This window comes from Arthrobacter sp. MYb213, from assembly GCF_002979915.1.
Lineage (GTDB): Bacteria > Actinomycetota > Actinomycetes > Actinomycetales > Micrococcaceae > Glutamicibacter.
In genome coordinates, this window is the sequence record NZ_PCQA01000006.1 from 241,819 (window position 1) to 261,954 (window position 20,136).

Genomic DNA, 20,136 nt, shown 5'->3' on the forward strand with positions numbered 1-20,136 from the left:
GATACTTATTTGAAGGGTTGGACGGTCTCAAACTACCTCTCCGACTTCGCGAAACTACCGTTACCAGCTGTATTTCAGAGCTGGTTTGGCGACCTTCCCCACGGATCACGACCTGACTGGAATTGGATTTTCGTCGGGCCCAAAGGTAGTAACTCGGCATTGCACATCGATGTGATGTGCAGTTCTGCATGGAATCTTCTGGTGAGCGGAAGAAAGAAATGGTTATTCCAGTCTCCGGCGCTCGCTGCTGACGCAGGATTGCTGCAAGATTCTCTGGTGGTGTCTTCTGGAAACGAAGCCCGAATCCAATACACGCATATTCAAGAACCTGGCGATGTAGTCATCGTTCCGGGCGGGTGGGCCCACGCAGTGGAGAACTTGGATCTGACAGTTTCGCTCACTGGCAACTGGGTCAATAGTTCTAACGCACAGTTGGTCGAAGCAGATCTCGCGCTCCATGAATCGGACCCTTGGCGCCAAGTGATGGCTTCGCTACGCGCGCGATATCAAATCGGCTTCAAAATTTGATTTAGGGTACGTCACACCCGTTTCGCTCACTGACAACTGGGTTAATAATTCTCACGCACAGTTGGTCGAAGCAGATTTCGCGCTCCAAGGATCAGGCCCTTTGGCGCCAAGTGATGGCTTCACTTGGCGTGCGACATCTATTCGGCTTCAAAACTTGACGTTGGGTGCATCACACCCGCACACTGGTAACCATGAACCTGTCAGACAGCTGGACAGCCGGACAGCAACCGATCGCGCGGACCAACGCTTCCGAGGCCGTGTTTAACACCCTGCGCACCGCCATCGAGGCCCAAGAGATCCCGCTGGGCGCCAAACTCGGCTCCGAAGCCAGCCTCGCCGCGACCTATGGGGTCAGCCGCTCGGTGGTACGCGAGGCGCTACGTTCCTGCGCCGCCCTAGGGCTGACCCGCACCGAAACTGGTCGCGGGACCTTTGTCATCGCCCACCGGCCCACCCGCGATCTGGTCCTTGGCACGTACTCCTCGGCAGATCTCTACGAGGCCCGCCCGCATATCGAAATACCGGCGGCGCAGTTGGCCGCTACCCGGCGCACCAGCGAAGATCTGGAACGACTGACCGGGCTCATCGAAGACATGGAAGCAGAGGATGGCTCCGAGGCATGGGTGCAGCTAGACGCTGCCTTCCATGCGGCGGTAGCCCGAGCCAGCGGCAACTCGGTCTTTGACCGCGTCGTGGGCGATATCCGCGACGCGATGTCGCGCCAGTCAGAAACCGTCAACCTGGTCACCGGCCGCCGCTCCCCCTCAAATTCCGAACACCGCGCCATCGTTGAGGCCATCCGTGCCGGACAACCGGAGGCCGCCGGACAAGCCATGGCCGACCACCTGAGCGCAGTGCAACACGCAGTATCCACCATCGTCAGGAGCACCAAGTGAATCCCTCGCCAGCAACATCTGCGGCGCGCCCCTCCGCGGCAGTGACACTGCCGGCCCACATTCCACTGGTCGCAGCCAGCCGCGGAAACGTGGTGGAATCCATCCATTATGGGTCGGCGGTGGTGCTTGACCCGCACGGCCAACCGCTCATGACCCTGGGCGATCAGCAGGCACGCTTCTACCCGCGCTCGGCACTGAAGCCACTCTTCGCCGTCGCCATCCTTCGCTCCGGTCTCACGCTCAATGACGAGCAGATTGCCCTGGCCGCCGCCAGCCACTCGGGCTCCCCCCGCCACCAGCAGGTCGCCGAATCCACGCTGCAGACTGCCGGACTTTCCGTCGCGGACCTGGGCAACTCCACCGACCTGCCCTACGGCGTGGAAGAACGCGCCGCCTGGCTGGCCCAGGGCGGCACCGCCACCCAACTGGCACAGAATTGTTCGGGCAAACATGCGGCGCTACTGGCCATGTGCAAACATAACGGCTGGGATACCCAAAACTACCTCGCCGCCGATCACCCGCTGGCCGCCACGCTGCGCGGGATTATCGAGGAATTGACCGAAGAAAAAATCCTCAGCTCCAGCACCGACGGCTGCGGTACGGAGGTCTACCCGCTGACCTTGGCCGCGTTGGCTCGCGGTTTTGCCAAGCTCTCTAGCGCCGCCAAAGACACCGCAGAAGGCCGGGTCGTACACGCCATGCGCACCCACCCGGAACTGGTGGCCGGCGAGGGGCGCGATGTCACCGCGCTGATGCGTGCACTACCCGGCTCCGTGGCCAAGGACGGCTTCGAGGGCATCCAAGCCGTCGGCCTAGCCGACGGATCGTCACTGGCGGTGAAGATTTCCGACGGCGGGGATCGGGCTCGCATGCCGATCACCGTCAAGCTGCTCGGCGAGTGCCTCGGCGAGGAAGCACACCGCAAATTACACACGCTCGCCTCCACCGACTTACTTGGTGGCCCAGATGTCGTCGGCCAGCTCCAAGCGCTCTAAACACACCAAAAATTTAGTTTCATCCAACACCTAGGGTGCGCTCAGTGCGCCCAAAAATCAGGAGTGAAGACATGTCTGAAACCCTTCAGGCTCCCGTAACCCGCAGCGAACACGACCTCATCGGCGACCGCGATATCCCGGTCGAGGCCTATTGGGGTGTGCACAGCCTGCGCGCCAAGGAAAACTTCGACATCACCGGAACCAGCCTGTCCGGCAACCCGCACCTGATCATCGCGCTGGCCCGCGTGAAGCAGGCGGCGGCCCGCGCCAACCACGAGCTCGGTCTACTTGACGACGCCCGGGCGCGCGCCATCGACCAGGCCTGCGAGGCGATCGCCAACGGTTCGCTGCATGACCAGTTCATCATCGACCCGATCCAGGGCGGCGCCGGCACCAGCACCAATATGAACGCCAACGAGGTCATCGCCAACCTCGCCCTAGAAATTATGGGCCACGCCAAGGGCGAGTACTCGTTCTTGCACCCTAACGATCATGTGAACCTGTCCCAGTCCACTAACGACGCTTACCCCACCGCGGTGAACATCGCCACGCACTTCGCCACTCAGCCGCTGCTCGCGGCGATGACGGTGCTGGAAAACTCCTGCCTGGCCAAGGCCAAGGAATTTCGTAGCGTAGTCAAAATGGGCCGCACCCAGCTGCAGGACGCGGTACCGATGACCGTCGGCCAAGAATTTGGTGGCTGGGCGGTCACCCTACGCGAAGACCGCGACCGTTTGGCCGAGTCCCTGTCCCTAGTCACCGAGATCAACCTGGGCGCCACCGCCATTGGCACCGGGCTGAACGCCCCGACCGGCTACGCCGAATCGGCCCGCGCGCACCTCGCCGAATTAACCGGCCTACCGCTGAAAACCAGCCCGGATTTGATCGAAGCGACCAGTGACGTGGGCGCCTTTGTACACCTTTCGGGCGTGCTCAAGCGTGTGGCGCTAAAAATCTCGAAGATCTGCAACGATCTGCGTCTGCTCTCCTCGGGCCCGCGTGCGGGACTCAACGACCTGCAGCTGCCCGCCGTGCAGTCCGGATCTTCGATTATGCCCGGCAAGGTCAACCCGGTGATCCCGGAGGTCGTGAACCAGATCGCCTACCAGGTGGTCGGTTATGACATGACGGTGACCATGGCGGCCGAGGGCGGCCAGCTGCAGCTGAACGCCTTCGAACCGGTGATCGCGCACTCCATCGGGCTCTCGCTCAAACACCTGACCAACGGTTGCCTCACCCTGGCTACCCGCTGCATCGACGGCATCACCGTCGACGAGGACGCGTTGCGCCGCGAGGTGGAGAACTCCATCGGGCTGGTCACCGCGCTGAACCCACGGCTCGGTTACGCCGCCTCGACCTCGATCGCGCTTGAGGCGTTGCATTCGGGACGTGGGGTAGCCGAACTAGTACTCGAACGCGGTCTGCTGTCCGCGCAAGATCTGAACGAACTGCTCAAGCCAGAGCGCCTGGCAAATCTCTCCGACTAATAGTTAAGGTTTACGATGGAGCATTCCACCACCCGCGCTACCGCTGCGCACGTCCCAGATGCCGGCCTGACCGCCGGCGACGGGGACTACCACAAGGGACTTTCCTCCCGCCAAATGCAGATGATCGCCATTGGCGGCGCCATCGGCACTGGCCTGTTCATGGGCGCCGGCGGGCGTCTGGCGGCCGCCGGCCCAGGCATCGTCATCAGCTACGCGGTCTGCGGATTTTTCGCATTCCTGATCTTGCGCGCCCTGGGCGAGCTGGTCATGCACCGCCCGTCCTCGGGCTCGTTCGTCTCCTACGCCCGCGAATTTTACGGTGAGAAGGCCGCCTTCGCTACCGGCTGGTTGTACTGGCTGAACTGGGTGATGACCTCGATCGTGGACATCACCGCGGTGGCGCTCTACATGGCGTTCTTCGGTAAATATGTGGCGTGGATTGGCAGCGTTCCGCAGTGGCTTTGGGCGCTCGCGGCGCTGGCGTTGGTGCTGGGCATGAACCTGGTCTCGGTTAAGGCCTTCGGCGAGATGGAGTTCTGGTTTGCGCTGATCAAGGTGGTCGCGCTGGTGGGCTTCTTGATCGTCGGCTGCTACTTTGTCATCTTCGGCACCCCGATCGACGGCCACGAGGTGGGCTTCTCGATCCTGTCCAACAACGGCGGGCTGCTACCCAATGGGTTGCTTCCGGTGCTGGTACTGATGCAGGGTGTGGTCTTCTCCTACGCGTCGATCGAGCTGATCGGTACCGCTGCAGGCGAGACGGAAAACCCCGAAAAGGTCATGCCGAAGGCGATCAACACGGTAATCATCCGCATCGCCGTGTTCTACGTCGGCTCGCTGGTTCTGCTCTCACTCTTGCTGCCGTACACCGCGTACAAGGCCGGCGAATCCCCGTTCGTGACCTTCTTCGGCTCCATCGGCATTCAAGGCATGGACGTGGTGATGAACCTGGTGGTGCTCACCGCCGCGCTCTCCTCGCTGAACGCCGGACTGTATTCCACCGGGCGCATTATGCGTTCGATGTCGCTGAACGGCTCGGCCCCACGTTTCGCCGGACGCATGAACAAGTCCGGGGTGCCCTATGGTGGCATCCTGATTACCGCCGCCGTGGCGGTGCTCGGTGTGGTGCTCAACGCCTTTGTTCCGGCTGCCGCCTTTGAAATCGTGCTGAACTTCGCGGCCGTGGGCATCATCGCCTCCTGGGGCATGATCGTGCTATGCCAGATGGCGCTGGTGAAGGCCGCACGCCGCGGAACCCTGGCCCGGCCAAGCTTTAGGATGCCGCTGGCTCCGATCTCCGGCTGGGTGACGCTGGTCTTCCTCGCCGCGGTATTGATCCTGATGGCCTTCGATAATCCGGTAGGCACCTGGACGATCGCCTCGCTGGCCATCATCATCCCGCTGCTGATTCTTGGCTGGTACGCCAGCCGGAAGCGGATCAACGAGCTGGCCGATGTGCGCCTCGCAGCGCAGGCGCAACACACCGATGAATCAGGCAACGATTCGGGCAATGAGAAGGCCTCGGTATAACAACCGAAAACCTCGCAGGATAATCCGGCGGGAGCTACGGCTCTCGCCGGATATTTTTAACTTCTCACGCCGGCATGGTTAGCCGTCCGTCTGGCGCACGCTGAGCAAGATCGCCTCCACGGTTTGGTACTGCTCGCTGGCCAAGAACTTGTCCACCCCTGCCCGGGTGGGGTCATCGCCGATCCCCTGATCCTCCATATACTCGTCATCTACCCAGAACATCGGGGCTTGGGAATCACCGATCTTGAAGTACTCAAGATCGGGCATTTCGCTACGATCGGCAAGCACCTGGTCATCGATCAGCGCCAGCGAGAACCCGGTTTCCTGCTTGCCATCTTCTTGACTTGTCCCGGTCCAAAATTCGGCCAGCAGGCTGGTTGGAGTCTTCAGCCCTGGCACCGGAACCTGTTTGAGCACCTCGCGTTCGTACAGGTTCGGATCCCCATCCGGGGAGGTGGCGGTATTGGGGATCAACGTCAGCACGTGCTCCCCGCGCCGATCCTTCACCTCCCAGTTGTCATACTCGGTACATTCGCCCTGACAGTCATCGCCGGCCACGGACCAATCTTCGGGAAGTTTAAATCCGATGCCCATCACCTCTTTGCTCACCGTCAGCTCGGCTGCCATATCCTTCGACGGTTGCGCACTAGCAGACGGCTCGGTAGTTGAGGCGGTTGCGCTGGCATCGGTACTCGGTGCCGGTGAGCTGGCCGAGGCTTGCGGGCTCTGCGCTGGCTCGCTGCCACCAGAATCCGGTGCTGGATCGGCGGTTGAACACCCAGAAAACAGTAGCGCCGAGGCAGCGGTAAAGCACAGCAGTCGAAGACGGTACGGACGTTGTTTCATTTTTCTCTCCTCAGCGTGAGCCATTGGGTGAGCGTTCTCTAAGCTACGATCCCTCATCACTCGCTCGATTCCAATATCGATAGCATTAAATCTTGGTCGCAAATTCGGCATTTCGCTTGATAGTGCATTAAAGCTGGGGTGCCCGGCGCACTAGTGCGTGCCGGACATTAGTGGAAAGATGTGAGCTATGACATATGCCAAGCAACCATTTCACAATCTCGATGAGTACATCGGCCTCCCGCGGGTAGCTGGCCTAGCGCTGTCCCCCGACGGCACCAAACTTGTCACCACGCTGAGCACCCTTCGCCCCGATCAAACCAAATATTCCTCCGCGCTGTGGCAGCTGGACCCGCAGGGCAAAACAGCTGCCCGGCGGCTAACCTTCGGAGAAAACGGCGAATCACAACCGAGCTTCAGCGCCGACGGCGACCTCTTTTTCCTCGCCAAACGCGGCACCGACGAGGATGCTAAACCCGAGGCTTGGCGTTTACCTGCCGCCGGCGGAGAAGCCCGATCGATCCTCAGCCATCCGGCGGGAATCGGATCGCTCACCAGCTTCGCCCGGAACAACGACCGCGTGCTGGTCTGCGCTGCGGGTATGCCACGCGCCACCGATCTGGAACACGAAGCGAAAATCCTTCAGGAGCGGAAAACTAAAAAGATCTCCGCCATCCTCCACACCGGCTACCCGGTGCGATATTGGGACGCGGACCTAGGACCACAAACCCCGCACTTTTATACCGCAGCCCTTGACCCTGAGGCGAATGCCGAATCCGCGACGCTGAAGGATCTGACCCCCAGCAGCGGCGTGCAGCAAACCGATACCGCCTTCACCGCGGCGGATAACGGCGAATTTTTGATCACCGAATGGCTCGTTCCCGAGGGACGCGGCTCACTTGCCACCGGCCTCATGCGCTTAGATCTGCACAGCGGGGCGCAAGAAATGCTGCTGCAGCCCGATGAGACCTACGAATACACGGTCGGCAAAATCAGCCCGGATTCCAGCAAACTCATCTACGCCCGATGGACCCGCTCCACCCCGCAGCGTGCCGGAGCCATGACCCTATGGCTCATGGAGCTCTCCAGCGGCGAAACGCATCAGATCGCCGTCGGCTGGGATCGCTGGACTAACGACATCACCTGGTTCCCCAACGGCCACTCGCTGCTATTGACCGCGGATGAGCACGGCCACGGCCCGATCTTCCACCTCTCCCTTGATAGCGATAAGATCACCCGGCTCACCGCGGATGGCGCCTATACCAACGTGCTGATCAGCCCGGATTCGCGCACCGCCTACGCGCTGCGCTCCAGCTACGAGTACCCCACCGAACCGGTGTCCATCGAACTCACCCACCTAGCTGAGCTGGAATCGGGTCAATACGCCGCGTTGACCGGGCTACTGTCCCCGGCCGAACAACCTGCACTGCCCGGCACGCTGACCGAGGTAAGCACCACCGCGGAGGATGGCAGCACGATCCGCGCCTGGCTGGCCCTGCCGCAGGATGCATCCCCCAGCAACAAGGCGCCACTCTTACTCTGGATTCACGGTGGACCACTGGGTTCGTGGAATGCCTGGAGCTGGCGTTGGAGCCCTTGGTTGGCTGTCGCCCAGGGCTACGCGGTGCTGCTGCCGGACCCGGCACTGTCCACCGGTTATGGTCAAGATTTCATCCAGCGCGGTTGGGGCCGGTGGGGCGAGGAGCCCTACACCGACCTGCTGGCGATCACCGATGCGGCCGAGGCGCGCGCGGACATCGATCAGAGTCGCACCGCGGCCATGGGCGGATCCTTCGGCGGTTATATGGCCAATTGGATCGCCGGACATACCGACCGCTTCAAGGCAATCGTGACTCATGCGAGCCTCTGGGCGCTGGATGGTTTCGACAAGTCCACCGATGCCTCGTTCTACTGGACCCGGGAGATGAGTCCGGAAATGATCCAGGCCAATTCCCCGCATCACCACGTGGCGCAGATTGTCACCCCGATGCTGGTCATCCACGGGGATAAGGATTACCGCGTGCCAATTAGCGAGGGGCTCAAGCTCTGGTATCAGTTGCTGGCCGATTCCGGTCTGCCGCAAGCGCCCGATGGCACCACCGATCACCGGTTCCTCTACTTCCCGGACGAGAACCATTGGATCCTCAGCCCGCAGCACGCGAAGATCTGGTACCAGGTGGTCTTCGAGTTCCTCTCCCAGCATGTGCTGGGCAACGAGCCAGGCGAACTGCCCGAGGTACTGGGCTAAAAACCGCTTTAAACGTCGACGGCGGTCAGCATTACCCTACTCACTAGGGGATGCGGACCGCCGTCGACGTGGAAGCCTACTAGCTGGGCAGTAACACCGACGCCGGTTCGTCGCCGCCGGCCCCACGAGTGGCCGCCACTAGGTCATTCGCACGACGAGTGACATCTTGATCGCGTTCGCCCAGGCGCGCCACCAAACGCTCAAGGTGCGCCACCCTACGGGCAAAAGACTGTCCCAACCGCTCATCCAAGGGCAGTTGTGAGAGTTCTTGCGCCTCATGCCAGGCCATCACCAACGCACGCTCAAAGAGCCGTTGCCCCGCCTCATCGGCGCGCCCGTGAGTATCTGCACCGAGCACCGCCACCGCGTTAATCTGCGAATCCTCCAACCCGAGCATTAACGCTTCTAGCTGACGCTTCGCCTGCGCCAGGCTCCGTGCGCCACGCCCGAACCGGCCCAGCCTGGTGGCCGTCGAAAGTAGGTAACGCGCCACCAGTACCAGGTTGATCACGGTCAAGCAGAACAGGAACGTGAGCATCCAGAATAGCGACGTGGCAGAAAAATTGACCGGCTCATAGCCGTTGCGCGCTAGTGCGTTGTTGTAGTCGTCTAAGGCCCCGGCAACTTCCATCTCCAGATACTTAGACTCGCTAATCGAGCCGTGCTCCCAGGCGACCAGCCGCCCCCACCCGTAATCACCGCGCTGCAGCTGCGCGGAGATCACCCCGGGCACGACGGTTCGTTCATCGTCGGCCAGTAGCACCGGGACGATCACCTCGCCCTCGCGTAGCTCCCCGGTGAGCGGATTTACCTTGTCCTTAAATTCGCTTTTCAGCCGCCATTTGGCTTCCAAAATACTGCGCGGACGCACCTGATGGAAGCTTCGCCCCGCCTCAAGCGGAAGGAAATCCAGGTAGCTTTCGGCATCACGTACGGCCAGGGTAAAGCTGGTGTCGGTCTGAAAATCGGTGTCCATATAACGCAGCACCTCATCTTCATCGAGCAGCTTGGCCGGATCATCCACCTCGAAGCTGACCCCCTGACCGCTACCGCCTCGTGAAACTTCGGGTTTGGCGGTCAACGTGCCCACGCTCAGCCCGGCGACGATCATCGCGGCAATGAGCGTCACGACGGCCCCGGCAATGCGCAGCCCACGACGTCGCGGGGCAGGTTCATCCATGCCAGGTGAACGCGCTGTGCGTCCGCGAGAAGTTTTGCTGGCGACAGGCAGAGCGTGCGGCAGCTGCGGCGCCACCCGAGTATCGGAGGCGAGCGTATCGCCCAGGGTGGCACGGACCAGCGCGTTGGCTAGCCCCAACTGGTACAGGGCGCTGGACTGTTCGGCGGTTTTTAGGCCCAAACTTTCACGCAGCTGAAGATGTTCCGTGGGAACCGGCGTCACGGCGGGGATTTTTCCGCGCGGGTAGCGGCGCAGGCTCTGCGTCAACGCTTTACCGTGTGTGGCCAGCTGCTTTTCGGCCTTGCGCCAGCGGTCAACCGCCTGCGAACTATCGACCTCTAAGGCCGAGGCCTGCAGCAATTCGCCCAAGTCATCACGCAGCCTGCGCACATCGCTACCGGAAACCATTTTTCCCGGGGCCTGCTCCAGGCGAATCAACAAGGCGGTTGCCGCATCGTTGATCGGCCGGCTCAATTGGTCAAAGGTGGAACCGGTCCCCGCAAGGTTTGCATGCACCGACCCGGCTCCCAGCAACGCGTCGGCGAGCTGGGTCAGCGTGCGAGTGCTCGCCTCGAAGGCGGCCAGCTGGGCACCGGTGCGTGCACCGAGCGCCTCCTTTTTGGTAAACAGCGAGGCGACCAGCGGATCTTCGCCGCGCGCCGCCTGCAGGGACAGGCTTTGCAGCTCCTCCCAGTTTTTGCTGAACCCCGCCGGGCGTGAAGCAGCCGGCGCCGCAGCATAGGTCGCCTCCAAGGCTTCGAGGTCCAGCAGCACCCGGGCCAGTTTGCGTTGCGCGGCAATCAGCCGACGATGCCGCGATCCCCACCGCGAACGGTAGCGCAGCGCAACATAGAGCAGCGCGGCGGTCAGCATCGCGCAGAGGCCAATCGCACCAAACCAGTAGACCGGGTTTTGTACGCCCTGTTCGGAGAGCACGATCGCGGCGCGCTCGGCGGCCGCCACCACCGCCTGCGGACCATGCCCTAAGCCCAGGTTGTCGCGGAAGGCCCCGCTAATTTCAAAGCGGGCATCGGTATATTCATCGCGCCCGTCCACCAGCTCCGAGTTCAGCGCGGCCCCGGTAAACCGCTGCTGCACGGTACTGTTTTCGGTCTTGAGATTCTCCAGCTGTGTGGAGAGCAGCACCTGGCCGGCGGGCAGCTGTCCGCGCAACAGCTCATCACCGCTCAGGTGCCGGTCGGTGACTATCAGTCGCAGCGGCCGATGCGTTTTGATCGGTTCGCTTAGCGCCGCGTCAACCGTGGCCTGGCTAATGTTCCACTCCGGGGTACCCTCAACCACGATCGCCACCTCAAAGCCTGGCTCTTCGGGAATCGATTGGAAGCCCTGCACCGCCACCAGGGTGGTCACCAACGCCATTAGCAGCGCGCCGAGCGCGGCCCAGGACCGTGGCCGGTGCAGCTTGCGGCCCCGCGAATCGTATAACCCTCGCCGGCTCATGAATTCTCCTGCAGGTTTTCACCCTTGAGCGTCTGCGCCCGCACCAGGGCTGCGTCCACGGCGGTCAAGGGATCTGAAAATACCTGCCGAGCGCCGTGCGCATCCATTCGCTGACGGAGCGAATCAACCACTTCGAGCCGTGCCTCGCGCGCCTGAGTGAGGGCGGCGCTATGGTTTTGCTGCAGTTCGGCACGCATTTGCCAGAGCTGGTCTAAAACCTGCACCGGGCTTTGCTGACGGGACGCATCGGCCTGCACCCAGTGCTGGATCTCGTCTAACCGGTTGGTGTGTTCGATAATCATGGTCCGCAATTGCGGCAGACAGTGCAGCTGACCCACGGAGTCTAAGTTGAGGAACTGCGCGGTGTCTTCGAGTCGTTCCCGGTGGGTAATCACGATGGCTTTCCAGTCGGTGCTCTGCCCGCGTTTTGCCTCAAGCAGCGTGTTGAGCGCCTTCGTGGCGGCGACCAGCAGCTCCTGATCGGCGAGGCTAGCTTCCATCCGCGCTAGCTCTTCGACGCGCAGCGCGCCACCGTCCTGATAGTTCTGCGCAAGTAATAAGGCACGCGCGTTCAGCGCAGGTATCGCCGCGTTGATGGCCTCGCTGGCCCGCCTGGTAGGCCCATTTGGCTCGCCCGCAGGCAGTGGTGCACGATATTTTTCCAACCGGAAGGCGCGATGTCGGAGTAAATCGACGAGCTGCGCTCCACGCTGGGCACGCTTGTTCGCCGCCTTGGCGCGCACCTTGCGCCGATGCATGATGAAAACTACGAGCACCAAGCCCATTACTAGCAGTGCAAGTATTCGCACACCTTGCCAGCTGCGGAACATGGCTTTTTTGGGTGCCTGCAACTGCGTTGCGCTCGCCTTGCTCACCTCGATGATCCCCTGGGTGTACTTTTGGGAATCAAAATATTGTTGGCCCGCGCGGCGAATTCGCTCGGTCGCGCCCTCGGCCTTGGCCCTGACATCTCGGCCCGGATCCACAAAAACTTCGGTGGGTGCACCGGCGCGTTCGGGAAGCATCACCCCCACCACGATCCACCCTTTGCCGACGTAACCGCGATCTTTGCCGTGTTCCAACCAGTCATCGCTCAACGCATCGCTGTCACCAAAGAGCAGCAGGCCGCGCACTAACTGCGCGGCACCCTTGAGATTATTGGGTTTTTTATCCACCCCCACCAGGATCTTTGCGTGGGTTGCTCTCATCGATTCGCGCACCTGGTTAACGATCGCCTGTTGATCGACCGAGCCTTGGGCCGCGTCGCTGACCGCCAGATAAAAGTTGTCTTCTTGCGCGCTAATCAACGGGATCAGCACCGACTCGTTGTCTTGAGCCGGGGCGCTGGACTCGGTGGTGGGATACACCGGCGCCGGCGCCGGCTGCGTCACGGGCGCGTTCAATGGCGACATGAAAAACGTCAGCACTAGCGCGAAAGTGGCTGAAACAAGCGGTCGAATCATAGTCCTGCGAGTATATCAACAATACTTTGAGTAACCGGGAATGAAAAAACCCGCCCGATGCATGCCTTGCGGGCACCCACCGGACGGGTTACTTCGTGGTTCTAGTCAAGCAGCAATGCAGGTTCTTCCATGATCGAGGCGACATCGGCCATGAACCGTGCGGACAGATCCCCGTCCACCACCCGGTGATCAAAGGAGCCGCCCAGCGTGGTGATCCAGCGTGGCACTACCTCGCCGTCGACCACCCATGGCTTCTGCTTGATCGTGCCGAAGGCGACGATCGCAACCTCACCGGGGTTGAGGATCGGCGTTCCGGTGTCGATGCCCAACACCCCGATATTGGTGATGCTCAACGTGCCTTCGCGCATATCCTCCGGGCTGGTCTTACCGGCCCGGGCGGTCATCGCCAAGTCGTTGAGTGCAATCGCCAGCTCGCGCATATTCAACGTGTGGGCGTTCTTGATATTCGGCACCAGCAACCCGCGCGGGGTGGCTGCCGCGATACCCAGATTCATGAAGTGTTTCTGGTGGATCTCCGCGCCGGATTCGGTCTCCACCCAGGAGGCGTTCACCGACGGGTTACGCGCCGCAGCCCAAATAACCGCGCGCGCCAAAACCAGCAACGGGGAAACCTTAATTCCCTCAAAATCGCGGGACTTCTTCAGCCTAGCCACGTACTCCATGGTGCGGCTAGCATCCACGTCGACGAAGATCGACACGTGCGGGGCGCTAAACGCCGATGCAACCATCGCCTTCGCGGTGGCCTTGCGCACCCCACGAACCTGCGAACGTTCGATCAGTGCGCCGCCTTGGGCACCATGGCCCCAGTAGGTCGGTGCCGCATCGCGTTCGGCTTCGCGCTGTCCCTGGTAACTGTTGACGTCTTCGCGGGTCACCTCACCTTGCACCCCGGTGCCGATGACCTCGTTGATGTCTACGCCGAGGTCTTTGGCCAACCGGCGCACCGGCGGTTTAGCCAGCACGCGGTCCATAAAGTTCGCCATCGCAGGCTTGCGGCGATCCACCTCGCGGGCCACCGCCTGCCCCAATCCCTGGGCACGACGAGAAATAGTATCGGCTAGACCGGCGGCACTGGCGCCAGCCTTGTTCGCCGCGCTGGTGCGTTCGGCACCGACCGACGGGGTTGGACGGCTGGTCCGCGCGCGGCGCACCGCCGAATCCGCGGCCGGGCCGGAACCAACCAACGGGCCAGGCTCCTCGCTATGGTTCGGAGTTTCGGTGTTGGCAACCTGCACCGGTTCGGGCACGCCGGTAGGAAGCACCGGGTCGCCTTCCTCATTGATGGTGATCAGTGGCTGATCTACCAACACGGTGTCACCCTCGGATGCATGAAGTTCGGTGACCACCCCGGCGAAAGGGCAAGGCAGCTCCACGAGCGACTTCGCGGTTTCAATTTCGACAAAGATCTGGTTGACCTCAACGGTGTCGCCTACTTGGACCTTCCATGAAGCGATATCGGCTTCGGTCAGCCCCTCGCCCACATCGGGAAGATTAAAGACAGTCATGTTTTTCTCCTTGAATCCGTCGCTTAGTAGGCGAAGGACCGGTCGAGGGCTTCGAGTAGCTTGTCGATGTCCGGCAGGTACTGGGATTCGACCTTAGAGATCGGGTACGGCATATGGAATCCGCCCACACGCAGCACCGGCGCCTCCAACGAGAGGAAGGCGCGTTCGGTGATTCGTGCGGCGATCTCCCCGCCGATCCCACCAAAGGTCGGCGCCTCATGGGTCACGATCAGCCGTCCGGTCTTCTGCACCGACTCGGTGATGGTGTCAAAATCAATGGGTGACAGCGAGCGTAGGTCGATCACTTCTACCGAGCGGCCATCTTCACGCGCCGCCTCGGCAGCGGCCAGGGCGATCGGCACCAGCGGACCGTAGGCCACGATGGTCGCGTCATCCCCGGGACGAACCACCTGCGCCTTGAACGCGTCCAGCGCCGGAGTTTCGGTATCTACCTCACCCTTGAGCCAGTAACGGCGCTTGGGTTCCAGATAAATCACCGGGTCCTGGCAAGCCGCGGCCTGCTGGATCATCCAGTACGCGTCGTGCGCGTTGGACGGGGTGATCACGCGCAGCCCGGCGGTGTGCACAAAGAGCGCCTCAGGAGATTCGGAGTGATGTTCGATCGACCCGATCCCGCCGCCATAAGGAATGCGGATGACCACCGGAACCGTCAGCCGGCCTTCGGAACGCGCATGCATTTTGGCCAGCTGCGTGGTGATCTGGCTGAAGGCGGGGAACACAAAACCATCAAACTGGATTTCCACCAGTGGGCTGATCCCGCGCAACGCCATACCTACCGCGCCGCCGACGATCCCGGCCTCACCCAGTGGGGAGTCGATCACGCGGTGTGCGCCGTATTTGTCGATCAGCCCGTCGGTGATGCGATACACGCCACCGAGGCGGCCAATATCTTCACCCATGAGGATCGCGCGGTCATTGGATTCGAGTATCTTGTCCAGGCCGGTGGTGATGGCCTTGGCAAGCGTCATAGTTGTCGTCAATTTACTTCTCCCCCGCGCCTGATTCATCCGCAAACCCGGCCTCGTATTCCAAATGCCAAGCCAGCTCTTCCTGAATCAGCGGGTGCGCCTCGGCGTACACCTGCTCGAAGGATTTGGCCAGCGGTGGCACAGGGAAAGCCATGGCGTCCTTGCGAACCTTTGCTGCCATTTCATCGCCGTCGGTAGCCAGCTGCGTAAAGAATGCCTCGTCAACAATCTTGTTTTCACGCAGGTACGTTTCTAACCGAATCAGCGGATCCTTCGGAGCCCAGGCGAGCTCATCTTCGCTCATTCGGTATTTGGTTGGATCATCTGCGGTGGTGTGTGCACCTAGGCGGTAGGTCATCGCCTCGATGAGGACCGGCCCCTTGCCGCTGCGTGCATGTTCCAGCGCCCAGCGAGTTGCTGCCAAAACCGCGAGCACGTCGTTACCGTCTACCTGGATGCCTGGCATCCCGTAACCGGCCGCGCGGTGAACCAAATCCACCTTCGACTGCACGTCGAATGGTACCGAGATGGCCCACTGGTTGTTCTGGCAGAAGAACACCACCGGAGCGTTGAAGGAGTTCGCGAATACCATCGCCTCGTGGGTTTCGCCCTCGGTGGAGGAACCGTCGCCGAAGTAGGCCACCACCGCGTCGCCTTCGGCGGCACGTTTAGCTTCGTCCCAGCCATGCTGGTCAAGGTTGATCGCCATTCCATAGCCCGAGGCGTGCGGCATCTGCGCCGCAAGCACCATCGTGTACATGTGGAAGTTATTTTCCCGTGGGTCCCAGCCGCCACCGGAGATTCCACGGAAGAGCCGCAACATCTCGGAGAAGGAGACGTTGCGGGTCAGTGCCACACCGTGTTCACGGTAGGTCGGGAAGATGTAATCGCTAGGACGGGTGGCTCGACCCGAACCGATCTGCGCCGCTTCTTGCCCACGCAACGGGACCCAGAGGCACAGCTGCCCTTGGCGTTGCAGGGCCGTAGCCTCTTGGTCGAATCGGCGAGTCAACGCCATATCGCGGTAAAAACCACGCAACATGTCGTCGTCAACGTCACCCAAATACGCATCGTACATTTGGTTGGGAAGACGCTGGCCTTCCGGAGTCAGAATCTGCACTAGACCCTGCTCCGTCGCCTCATTCGCGGCACGCGACATAAAACATCCTTCAATCATTCATATGCCCCTTCAGGAATACATTCCCTATGGGACATATAGCGGCTTAACTACTAAACAGCCTATATCTTTCGGCCTCTAAAACGCGAGAATTAGAAGCACGTCAGCCGAGCTTTAAATCCTCAGAATTCTTGCACAATTCGATGAAACGATCATTCGCTTCAACCTCCGCGATCGAGATGCGCACACCCTCGGAGCCAAACCCACGAACCGACAACGCCCGCGCCTGGGCACGCTGCACGAACTCTTGGGTGTTTTCACCCAACGGCAACCAGATGAAGTTCGCCTGAGTTTGCGGGAATACCCAACCCAGCGCTCGCAAAGCGGCCACCACACGCTCACGTTCCTGAACTAAACTCTCCACGCGTTCAAGCACCTTATCGATGTTTGCCAACGAGGCAACGGCGGCATCTTCGGCGACCGAAGAAACAGCAAACGGGGTCGCCACCACACGAATATTTTCGGTGATCTCCGGGTGTGCAACACTGTAGCCAACGCGAAGGTTAGCCAAGCCGTGCGCCTTGGAGAACGTGCGCAACAACACCACGTTTGGATTCTTGCGGTAGGTGTTCACACCGTTCACAGAATGCTCATCGCGAACAAACTCGATGTAGGCCTCATCTAAGACGATCAACACGTTGCGTGGCACACGGGCGATGAAGTCATCAACCTCTGCCTGCGTCAGGATGGGGCCGGTGGGGTTATTCGGAGTGCACAACAAAATCACCGAGGTGTTTTCGTTAACTGCTGCGATCATCGATTCCAGATCGTGACGACCATCAGACAAGACCGGAATTTCCACCGGCAGCGCCCCGGCGCTTTGCACCAAGATCGGGTAGGCCTCAAATGAGCGCCACGCGTAGATGACCTCATCCTGAATTCCGTCCTCGTTCTGTCCCGCGAAAGTGGTCAGAATCTGAGTCAGTGCGCCAAGTGAACCGGCACCGGAGACGATGTCTTCGGCCGGCACGTCAAGATACTCGCTCAGGCTCGTGCGCAGCTTCGTCGACAGGCTATCGGGGTAGCGGTTCAGCGCATCCTGGGCCAAGACCGCCTGACGCACCTCATCGATTGGGCCAAAAGGAATCTCATTCGACGAAAGCTTGAATGATTCAAGCCCTTCGACCGCTACCGGTGGTTTGCCGGCGGCGTACTTAGGCAAGCGCGCAACGATGGAACGAGGTTGCACCAGATCTTGGATTACAGGGTTCTCACTCATAGCTCAAGCCTAGTGCCCGGCGGCGCAATCGGCAGATTCCTTTTCCACCGATCGTCCAGTCTTCTATGACAAAGTTGGCTTATGAGTTTTTTGATTCGAGTCATTATCAACGCCCTCGCGCTTGCCGCGGCCGTGTGGGTTGTCCCCGGCCTTCATATCTCGGCGATGAGCGATGACCTGATGGGATCCGTCATTGCCTACCTGATCATTGGCCTGATCTTCGGTCTGATCAACGCCTTAGTGCGTCCGATCGTCGCGTTCTTCACGCTGCCCATCACCTGCCTGACCTTGGGCTTGTTCACCGTGATCGTCAACGCCTTGATGCTCTTACTCACCAGCTGGCTGACACAGTTCACTCCGGTCGGACTAAGTATCGACAAATTTTGGTGGGATGCAATCGCTGGCACCATCATCATCTCGATCATTTCCGCGGTCCTCGGCGTATTTGTGGGTAAGGAAAAACGTTAGCCACCTCCGCTACACCGGTGTCCGTTGGACGATGAAATAGTTCAGCGTCCAACGGGCACCGAAAATACTCAGCTGGCGAGTTTTCCACAACTTGCACGTTGGCCACCCACGGCGCAGGATCCAGTTCATACTCAACTCATGAACACCACTGCCGGGGCCACCGCCCTCACCGAACTGCACACGACGCTCACCGAGCTCGCCGCAGCCACCAGTGAGCCACAAAACCTCACCGGCGAAATCTTGCGCAAACTCGCCACCACCGGCACCGCACTGTTCACCTTCCTGCGCTTACACCTGGCAGAGACCACCGATCCCCGTCTCGCCCTGGAACTAGCCACCACCGGCCAACAGCTAGAGGATGAAGCAGCCCGGATCCGCGTCACCGGTGCTGACCGGCTCGCAGCTACCAACGCCCACACCCTGAACGAAACAGAACTCGACACATTACGCACCACCGCCCCAGACACCACCCGCCAGCCTCACCGTTGCGCAGGTAAAGCAAGCTTCCAAACCCCCGCCGCGCTCTTAGCTTCTTGGACTCATATTCCCTTTGGTGAAGCGAGCAAACTCGTCGGCGACGCCAGCGACCTGATTAGCCGCCGGGATATGGCTGGTAACCAGCTTCCACCGCGCTTTGAACACCTAGCCACACTATTCACCACCCCAGACACTGAACAATCCCCGGCGTTGCATCCGTCGGTGGTGCGGGAGATCAGTCAGAAACTGGCTAAGCGTGAACCTAAGGACCAGACCTTTGACGGGATCCGTACCGAGCCAACCTTGTTTCATACAGATGGCCGCCCGGTCGAAGAACACGCAGCCACCCTGCTTACCGGCGGGCAGAGTGTTGCCGAAACCAACAAACAGGTCAAAGAACTAATCACCACCGCGAGCACCACTGCAGGTACTGCGACGTCCTCCTCGCTGCGGCGTGGGTTCTTTCCGTTGCCGATTAAGAACGAGTTCACCCGCGAGTTTTTACTACGCGTCACCACGGTGGAGGGCGAGTATTTTGATTCGTTGGCCGCTCATGCGGCTAACGGACGCACCCGTGCCGGGGCGCAGGCTCGGGTCAACCGACCGCCACAGGCCGGCCCGGTCACCGAACCTGATACCGGTACAGAATCCAACGCTGAGCAAGCTACCGTTACGGAATCCACCGAGCATGCAGCCGCTGATGCTGAGCCAACCACCAACCCAGAATCAGAAACACTAGACGAAGCACCAGCACAGATGGCCGTAGAGGAAACTAGCATCCTGGACTTCTTACCCGAAGGGGCATTAGAGGAAGCGATCTGGGAACCAGAAACCACCGAGGTCCCGGCGACGGTCCCCGAACGAGCGTTGAACGCGTTGATGGACATCCTCACCATGGTTCCGACCGGTGGAGGTGGCAGCCAACGGATTAGGCCTGAGGTGCTGGTGCATTTGAAGCTCGAAAATTTGCAAGACCTCGCCTCCGGTGATGCGCGCACTGCTCACGGGGTGAAACTCCCGCCCGGGGATTTGAGACGGTTGTTATGCGAAGCAGATATTATCCCGGCGGTGTTCAATTCGAAGAGTGAACTGCTCGACTATGGTCGAGCCCAACGGCTAGTACCGGAGAGGCTCAAGCGTGCGGTCCTGGCGCGTGATCACGGGTGTATTGTGCCTGGTTGCACCGAGCCGCCGGAGAAGATTGAGTTTCACCATATTGATCCGTGGTGGATGGGCGGCGAAACGAAGTTGATCAATTTGGCTGGCCTGTGTCGTGGTGGGCATATGGATGCTGATTCGGGTCGGATCAAGGTCGCGATGCTTGAGGGGTTGCCGCACGTGATCTTGCCGAAGCATATTGATCCTGCGCAGGTGCCGCGGCGTAATACTTACTGGGACTAACCCCGGCAGGTCAACTAGGGCAACACCGCACCTACCCCGCACAGATACCTATCCACTCACCGCCAGTAGCAACCCTCGACAGGCCTGTCGAGGGTTGCTACTGGTTCTTTACTGCCCAATTTCTTCGTCAAATCGGCGACATCTTCCACATTGTCGCATGCATTGTATGTAACGACTTTCGACGTCCAAAGCCATGCAAACAACGGGTTAGATCCAGCTCCCTGAATGCGCAAAGTTACTCTGCACTC

General features: G+C 60.6%; 15 protein-coding genes. 8 read left to right on the forward strand and 7 right to left on the reverse strand.

Translation table 11 applies throughout. The features are described 5' to 3' along the window. Positions 1–201 precede the first annotated feature (201 nt). From CQ011_RS17890 to CQ011_RS14950, 5 genes are all read left to right on the forward strand, one after another. Positions 202–528 (forward strand): cupin domain-containing protein, encoded by a 327-nt coding sequence (locus CQ011_RS17890; protein WP_181148146.1) that lies wholly within the window; start codon positions 202–204, stop codon positions 526–528. 191 nt (positions 529–719) lie between these two features. After that, positions 720–1,424, forward strand: a complete 705-nt coding sequence (locus CQ011_RS14935; protein WP_105678492.1) for a FadR/GntR family transcriptional regulator — start codon at positions 720–722, stop codon at positions 1,422–1,424. After that, a complete protein-coding gene (locus CQ011_RS14940; RefSeq protein ID WP_181148147.1) occupies positions 1,421–2,419 on the forward strand; it encodes an asparaginase in 999 nt (332 codons plus the stop codon). Before CQ011_RS14935 ends, CQ011_RS14940 begins: the two co-directional genes overlap by 4 nt. A gap of 71 nt (positions 2,420–2,490) precedes the next feature. Further along, a complete protein-coding gene (locus CQ011_RS14945; RefSeq protein WP_105678493.1) occupies positions 2,491–3,906 on the forward strand; it encodes an aspartate ammonia-lyase in 1,416 nt (471 codons plus the stop codon). 15 nt (positions 3,907–3,921) lie between these two features. Continuing rightward, the gene (locus tag CQ011_RS14950) at positions 3,922–5,436 is read left to right on the forward strand and encodes an amino acid permease (protein ID WP_105678494.1); all 1,515 of its coding nucleotides are present in this window, start codon (positions 3,922–3,924) and stop codon (positions 5,434–5,436) included. Between the two features lie 78 nt (positions 5,437–5,514). On the opposite strand, the gene CQ011_RS14955 is transcribed toward CQ011_RS14950, so the two are convergent. Then, a complete protein-coding gene (locus tag CQ011_RS14955; RefSeq protein ID WP_105678495.1) occupies positions 5,515–6,282 on the reverse strand; it encodes a hypothetical protein in 768 nt (255 codons plus the stop codon). A 187-nt stretch (positions 6,283–6,469) separates the two neighbouring features. Here CQ011_RS14955 and CQ011_RS14960 point away from each other — a divergent pair, with 187 nt between their 5' ends. After that, complete coding sequence (locus CQ011_RS14960) at positions 6,470–8,527, forward strand: S9 family peptidase (protein ID WP_105678496.1); 2,058 nt, start codon at positions 6,470–6,472, stop codon at positions 8,525–8,527. Positions 8,528–8,606: 79 nt separating this feature from the next. On the opposite strand, the gene CQ011_RS14965 is transcribed toward CQ011_RS14960, so the two are convergent. The 6 genes from CQ011_RS14965 to CQ011_RS14990 all read right to left on the reverse strand — a co-directional run bounded on the left by CQ011_RS14965 (position 8,607) and on the right by CQ011_RS14990 (position 17,542). Next, positions 8,607–11,168: a DUF5129 domain-containing protein gene (locus CQ011_RS14965; protein WP_105678497.1), complete on the reverse strand. Its 2,562-nt coding sequence runs from the start codon at positions 11,166–11,168 to the stop codon at positions 8,607–8,609. Next, positions 11,165–12,559 carry a hypothetical protein gene (locus CQ011_RS14970; protein WP_146112639.1) on the reverse strand — a complete coding sequence of 465 codons (1,395 nt, stop codon included), beginning with the start codon at positions 12,557–12,559 and terminating at the stop codon, positions 11,165–11,167. Before CQ011_RS14970 ends, CQ011_RS14965 begins: the two co-directional genes overlap by 4 nt. Before the next feature lie 173 nt (positions 12,560–12,732). Continuing rightward, the gene (locus tag CQ011_RS14975; protein ID WP_105678499.1) at positions 12,733–14,157 is read right to left on the reverse strand and encodes a dihydrolipoamide acetyltransferase family protein; all 1,425 of its coding nucleotides are present in this window, start codon (positions 14,155–14,157) and stop codon (positions 12,733–12,735) included. A 23-nt stretch (positions 14,158–14,180) separates the two neighbouring features. After that, a complete protein-coding gene (locus CQ011_RS14980; RefSeq protein WP_188683266.1) occupies positions 14,181–15,146 on the reverse strand; it encodes an alpha-ketoacid dehydrogenase subunit beta in 966 nt (321 codons plus the stop codon). Positions 15,147–15,159: 13 nt separating this feature from the next. After that, the gene (gene pdhA, locus CQ011_RS14985; RefSeq protein ID WP_105678501.1) at positions 15,160–16,305 is read right to left on the reverse strand and encodes a pyruvate dehydrogenase (acetyl-transferring) E1 component subunit alpha; all 1,146 of its coding nucleotides are present in this window, start codon (positions 16,303–16,305) and stop codon (positions 15,160–15,162) included. Positions 16,306–16,426: 121 nt separating this feature from the next. Beyond that, entirely contained in the window at positions 16,427–17,542 is a 1,116-nt protein-coding gene (locus tag CQ011_RS14990) for a histidinol-phosphate transaminase (RefSeq protein ID WP_105678502.1), read from the reverse strand. An 81-nt stretch (positions 17,543–17,623) separates the two neighbouring features. Between CQ011_RS14990 and CQ011_RS14995 the strand changes: the two genes are divergently transcribed. Next, complete coding sequence (locus tag CQ011_RS14995) at positions 17,624–18,010, forward strand: phage holin family protein (RefSeq protein ID WP_096254787.1); 387 nt, start codon at positions 17,624–17,626, stop codon at positions 18,008–18,010. A gap of 138 nt (positions 18,011–18,148) precedes the next feature. Then, positions 18,149–19,888: an HNH endonuclease signature motif containing protein gene (locus CQ011_RS15000; protein WP_146112640.1), complete on the forward strand. Its 1,740-nt coding sequence runs from the start codon at positions 18,149–18,151 to the stop codon at positions 19,886–19,888. Positions 19,889–20,136: the final 248 nt, after the last annotated feature.

Coding starts and splice junctions, on each gene's coding strand:
- CQ011_RS14935 (WP_105678492.1), top strand. CDS start 720: ATGAACCTGTCAGACAGCTGGACAGCCGGACAGCAACCGATCGCGCGG.
- CQ011_RS14945 (WP_105678493.1), top strand. CDS start 2,491: ATGTCTGAAACCCTTCAGGCTCCCGTAACCCGCAGCGAACACGACCTC.
- CQ011_RS14950 (WP_105678494.1), top strand. CDS start 3,922: ATGGAGCATTCCACCACCCGCGCTACCGCTGCGCACGTCCCAGATGCC.
- CQ011_RS14955 (WP_105678495.1), bottom strand. CDS start 6,282: ATGAAACAACGTCCGTACCGTCTTCGACTGCTGTGCTTTACCGCTGCC.
- CQ011_RS14960 (WP_105678496.1), top strand. CDS start 6,470: ATGACATATGCCAAGCAACCATTTCACAATCTCGATGAGTACATCGGC.
- CQ011_RS14965 (WP_105678497.1), bottom strand. CDS start 11,168: ATGAGCCGGCGAGGGTTATACGATTCGCGGGGCCGCAAGCTGCACCGG.
- CQ011_RS14975 (WP_105678499.1), bottom strand. CDS start 14,157: ATGACTGTCTTTAATCTTCCCGATGTGGGCGAGGGGCTGACCGAAGCC.
- CQ011_RS14980 (WP_188683266.1), bottom strand. CDS start 15,146: ATGACGCTTGCCAAGGCCATCACCACCGGCCTGGACAAGATACTCGAA.
- pdhA (WP_105678501.1), bottom strand. CDS start 16,305: ATGTCGCGTGCCGCGAATGAGGCGACGGAGCAGGGTCTAGTGCAGATT.
- CQ011_RS14990 (WP_105678502.1), bottom strand. CDS start 17,542: ATGAGTGAGAACCCTGTAATCCAAGATCTGGTGCAACCTCGTTCCATC.
- CQ011_RS14995 (WP_096254787.1), top strand. CDS start 17,624: ATGAGTTTTTTGATTCGAGTCATTATCAACGCCCTCGCGCTTGCCGCG.
- CQ011_RS15000 (WP_146112640.1), top strand. CDS start 18,149: ATGAACACCACTGCCGGGGCCACCGCCCTCACCGAACTGCACACGACG.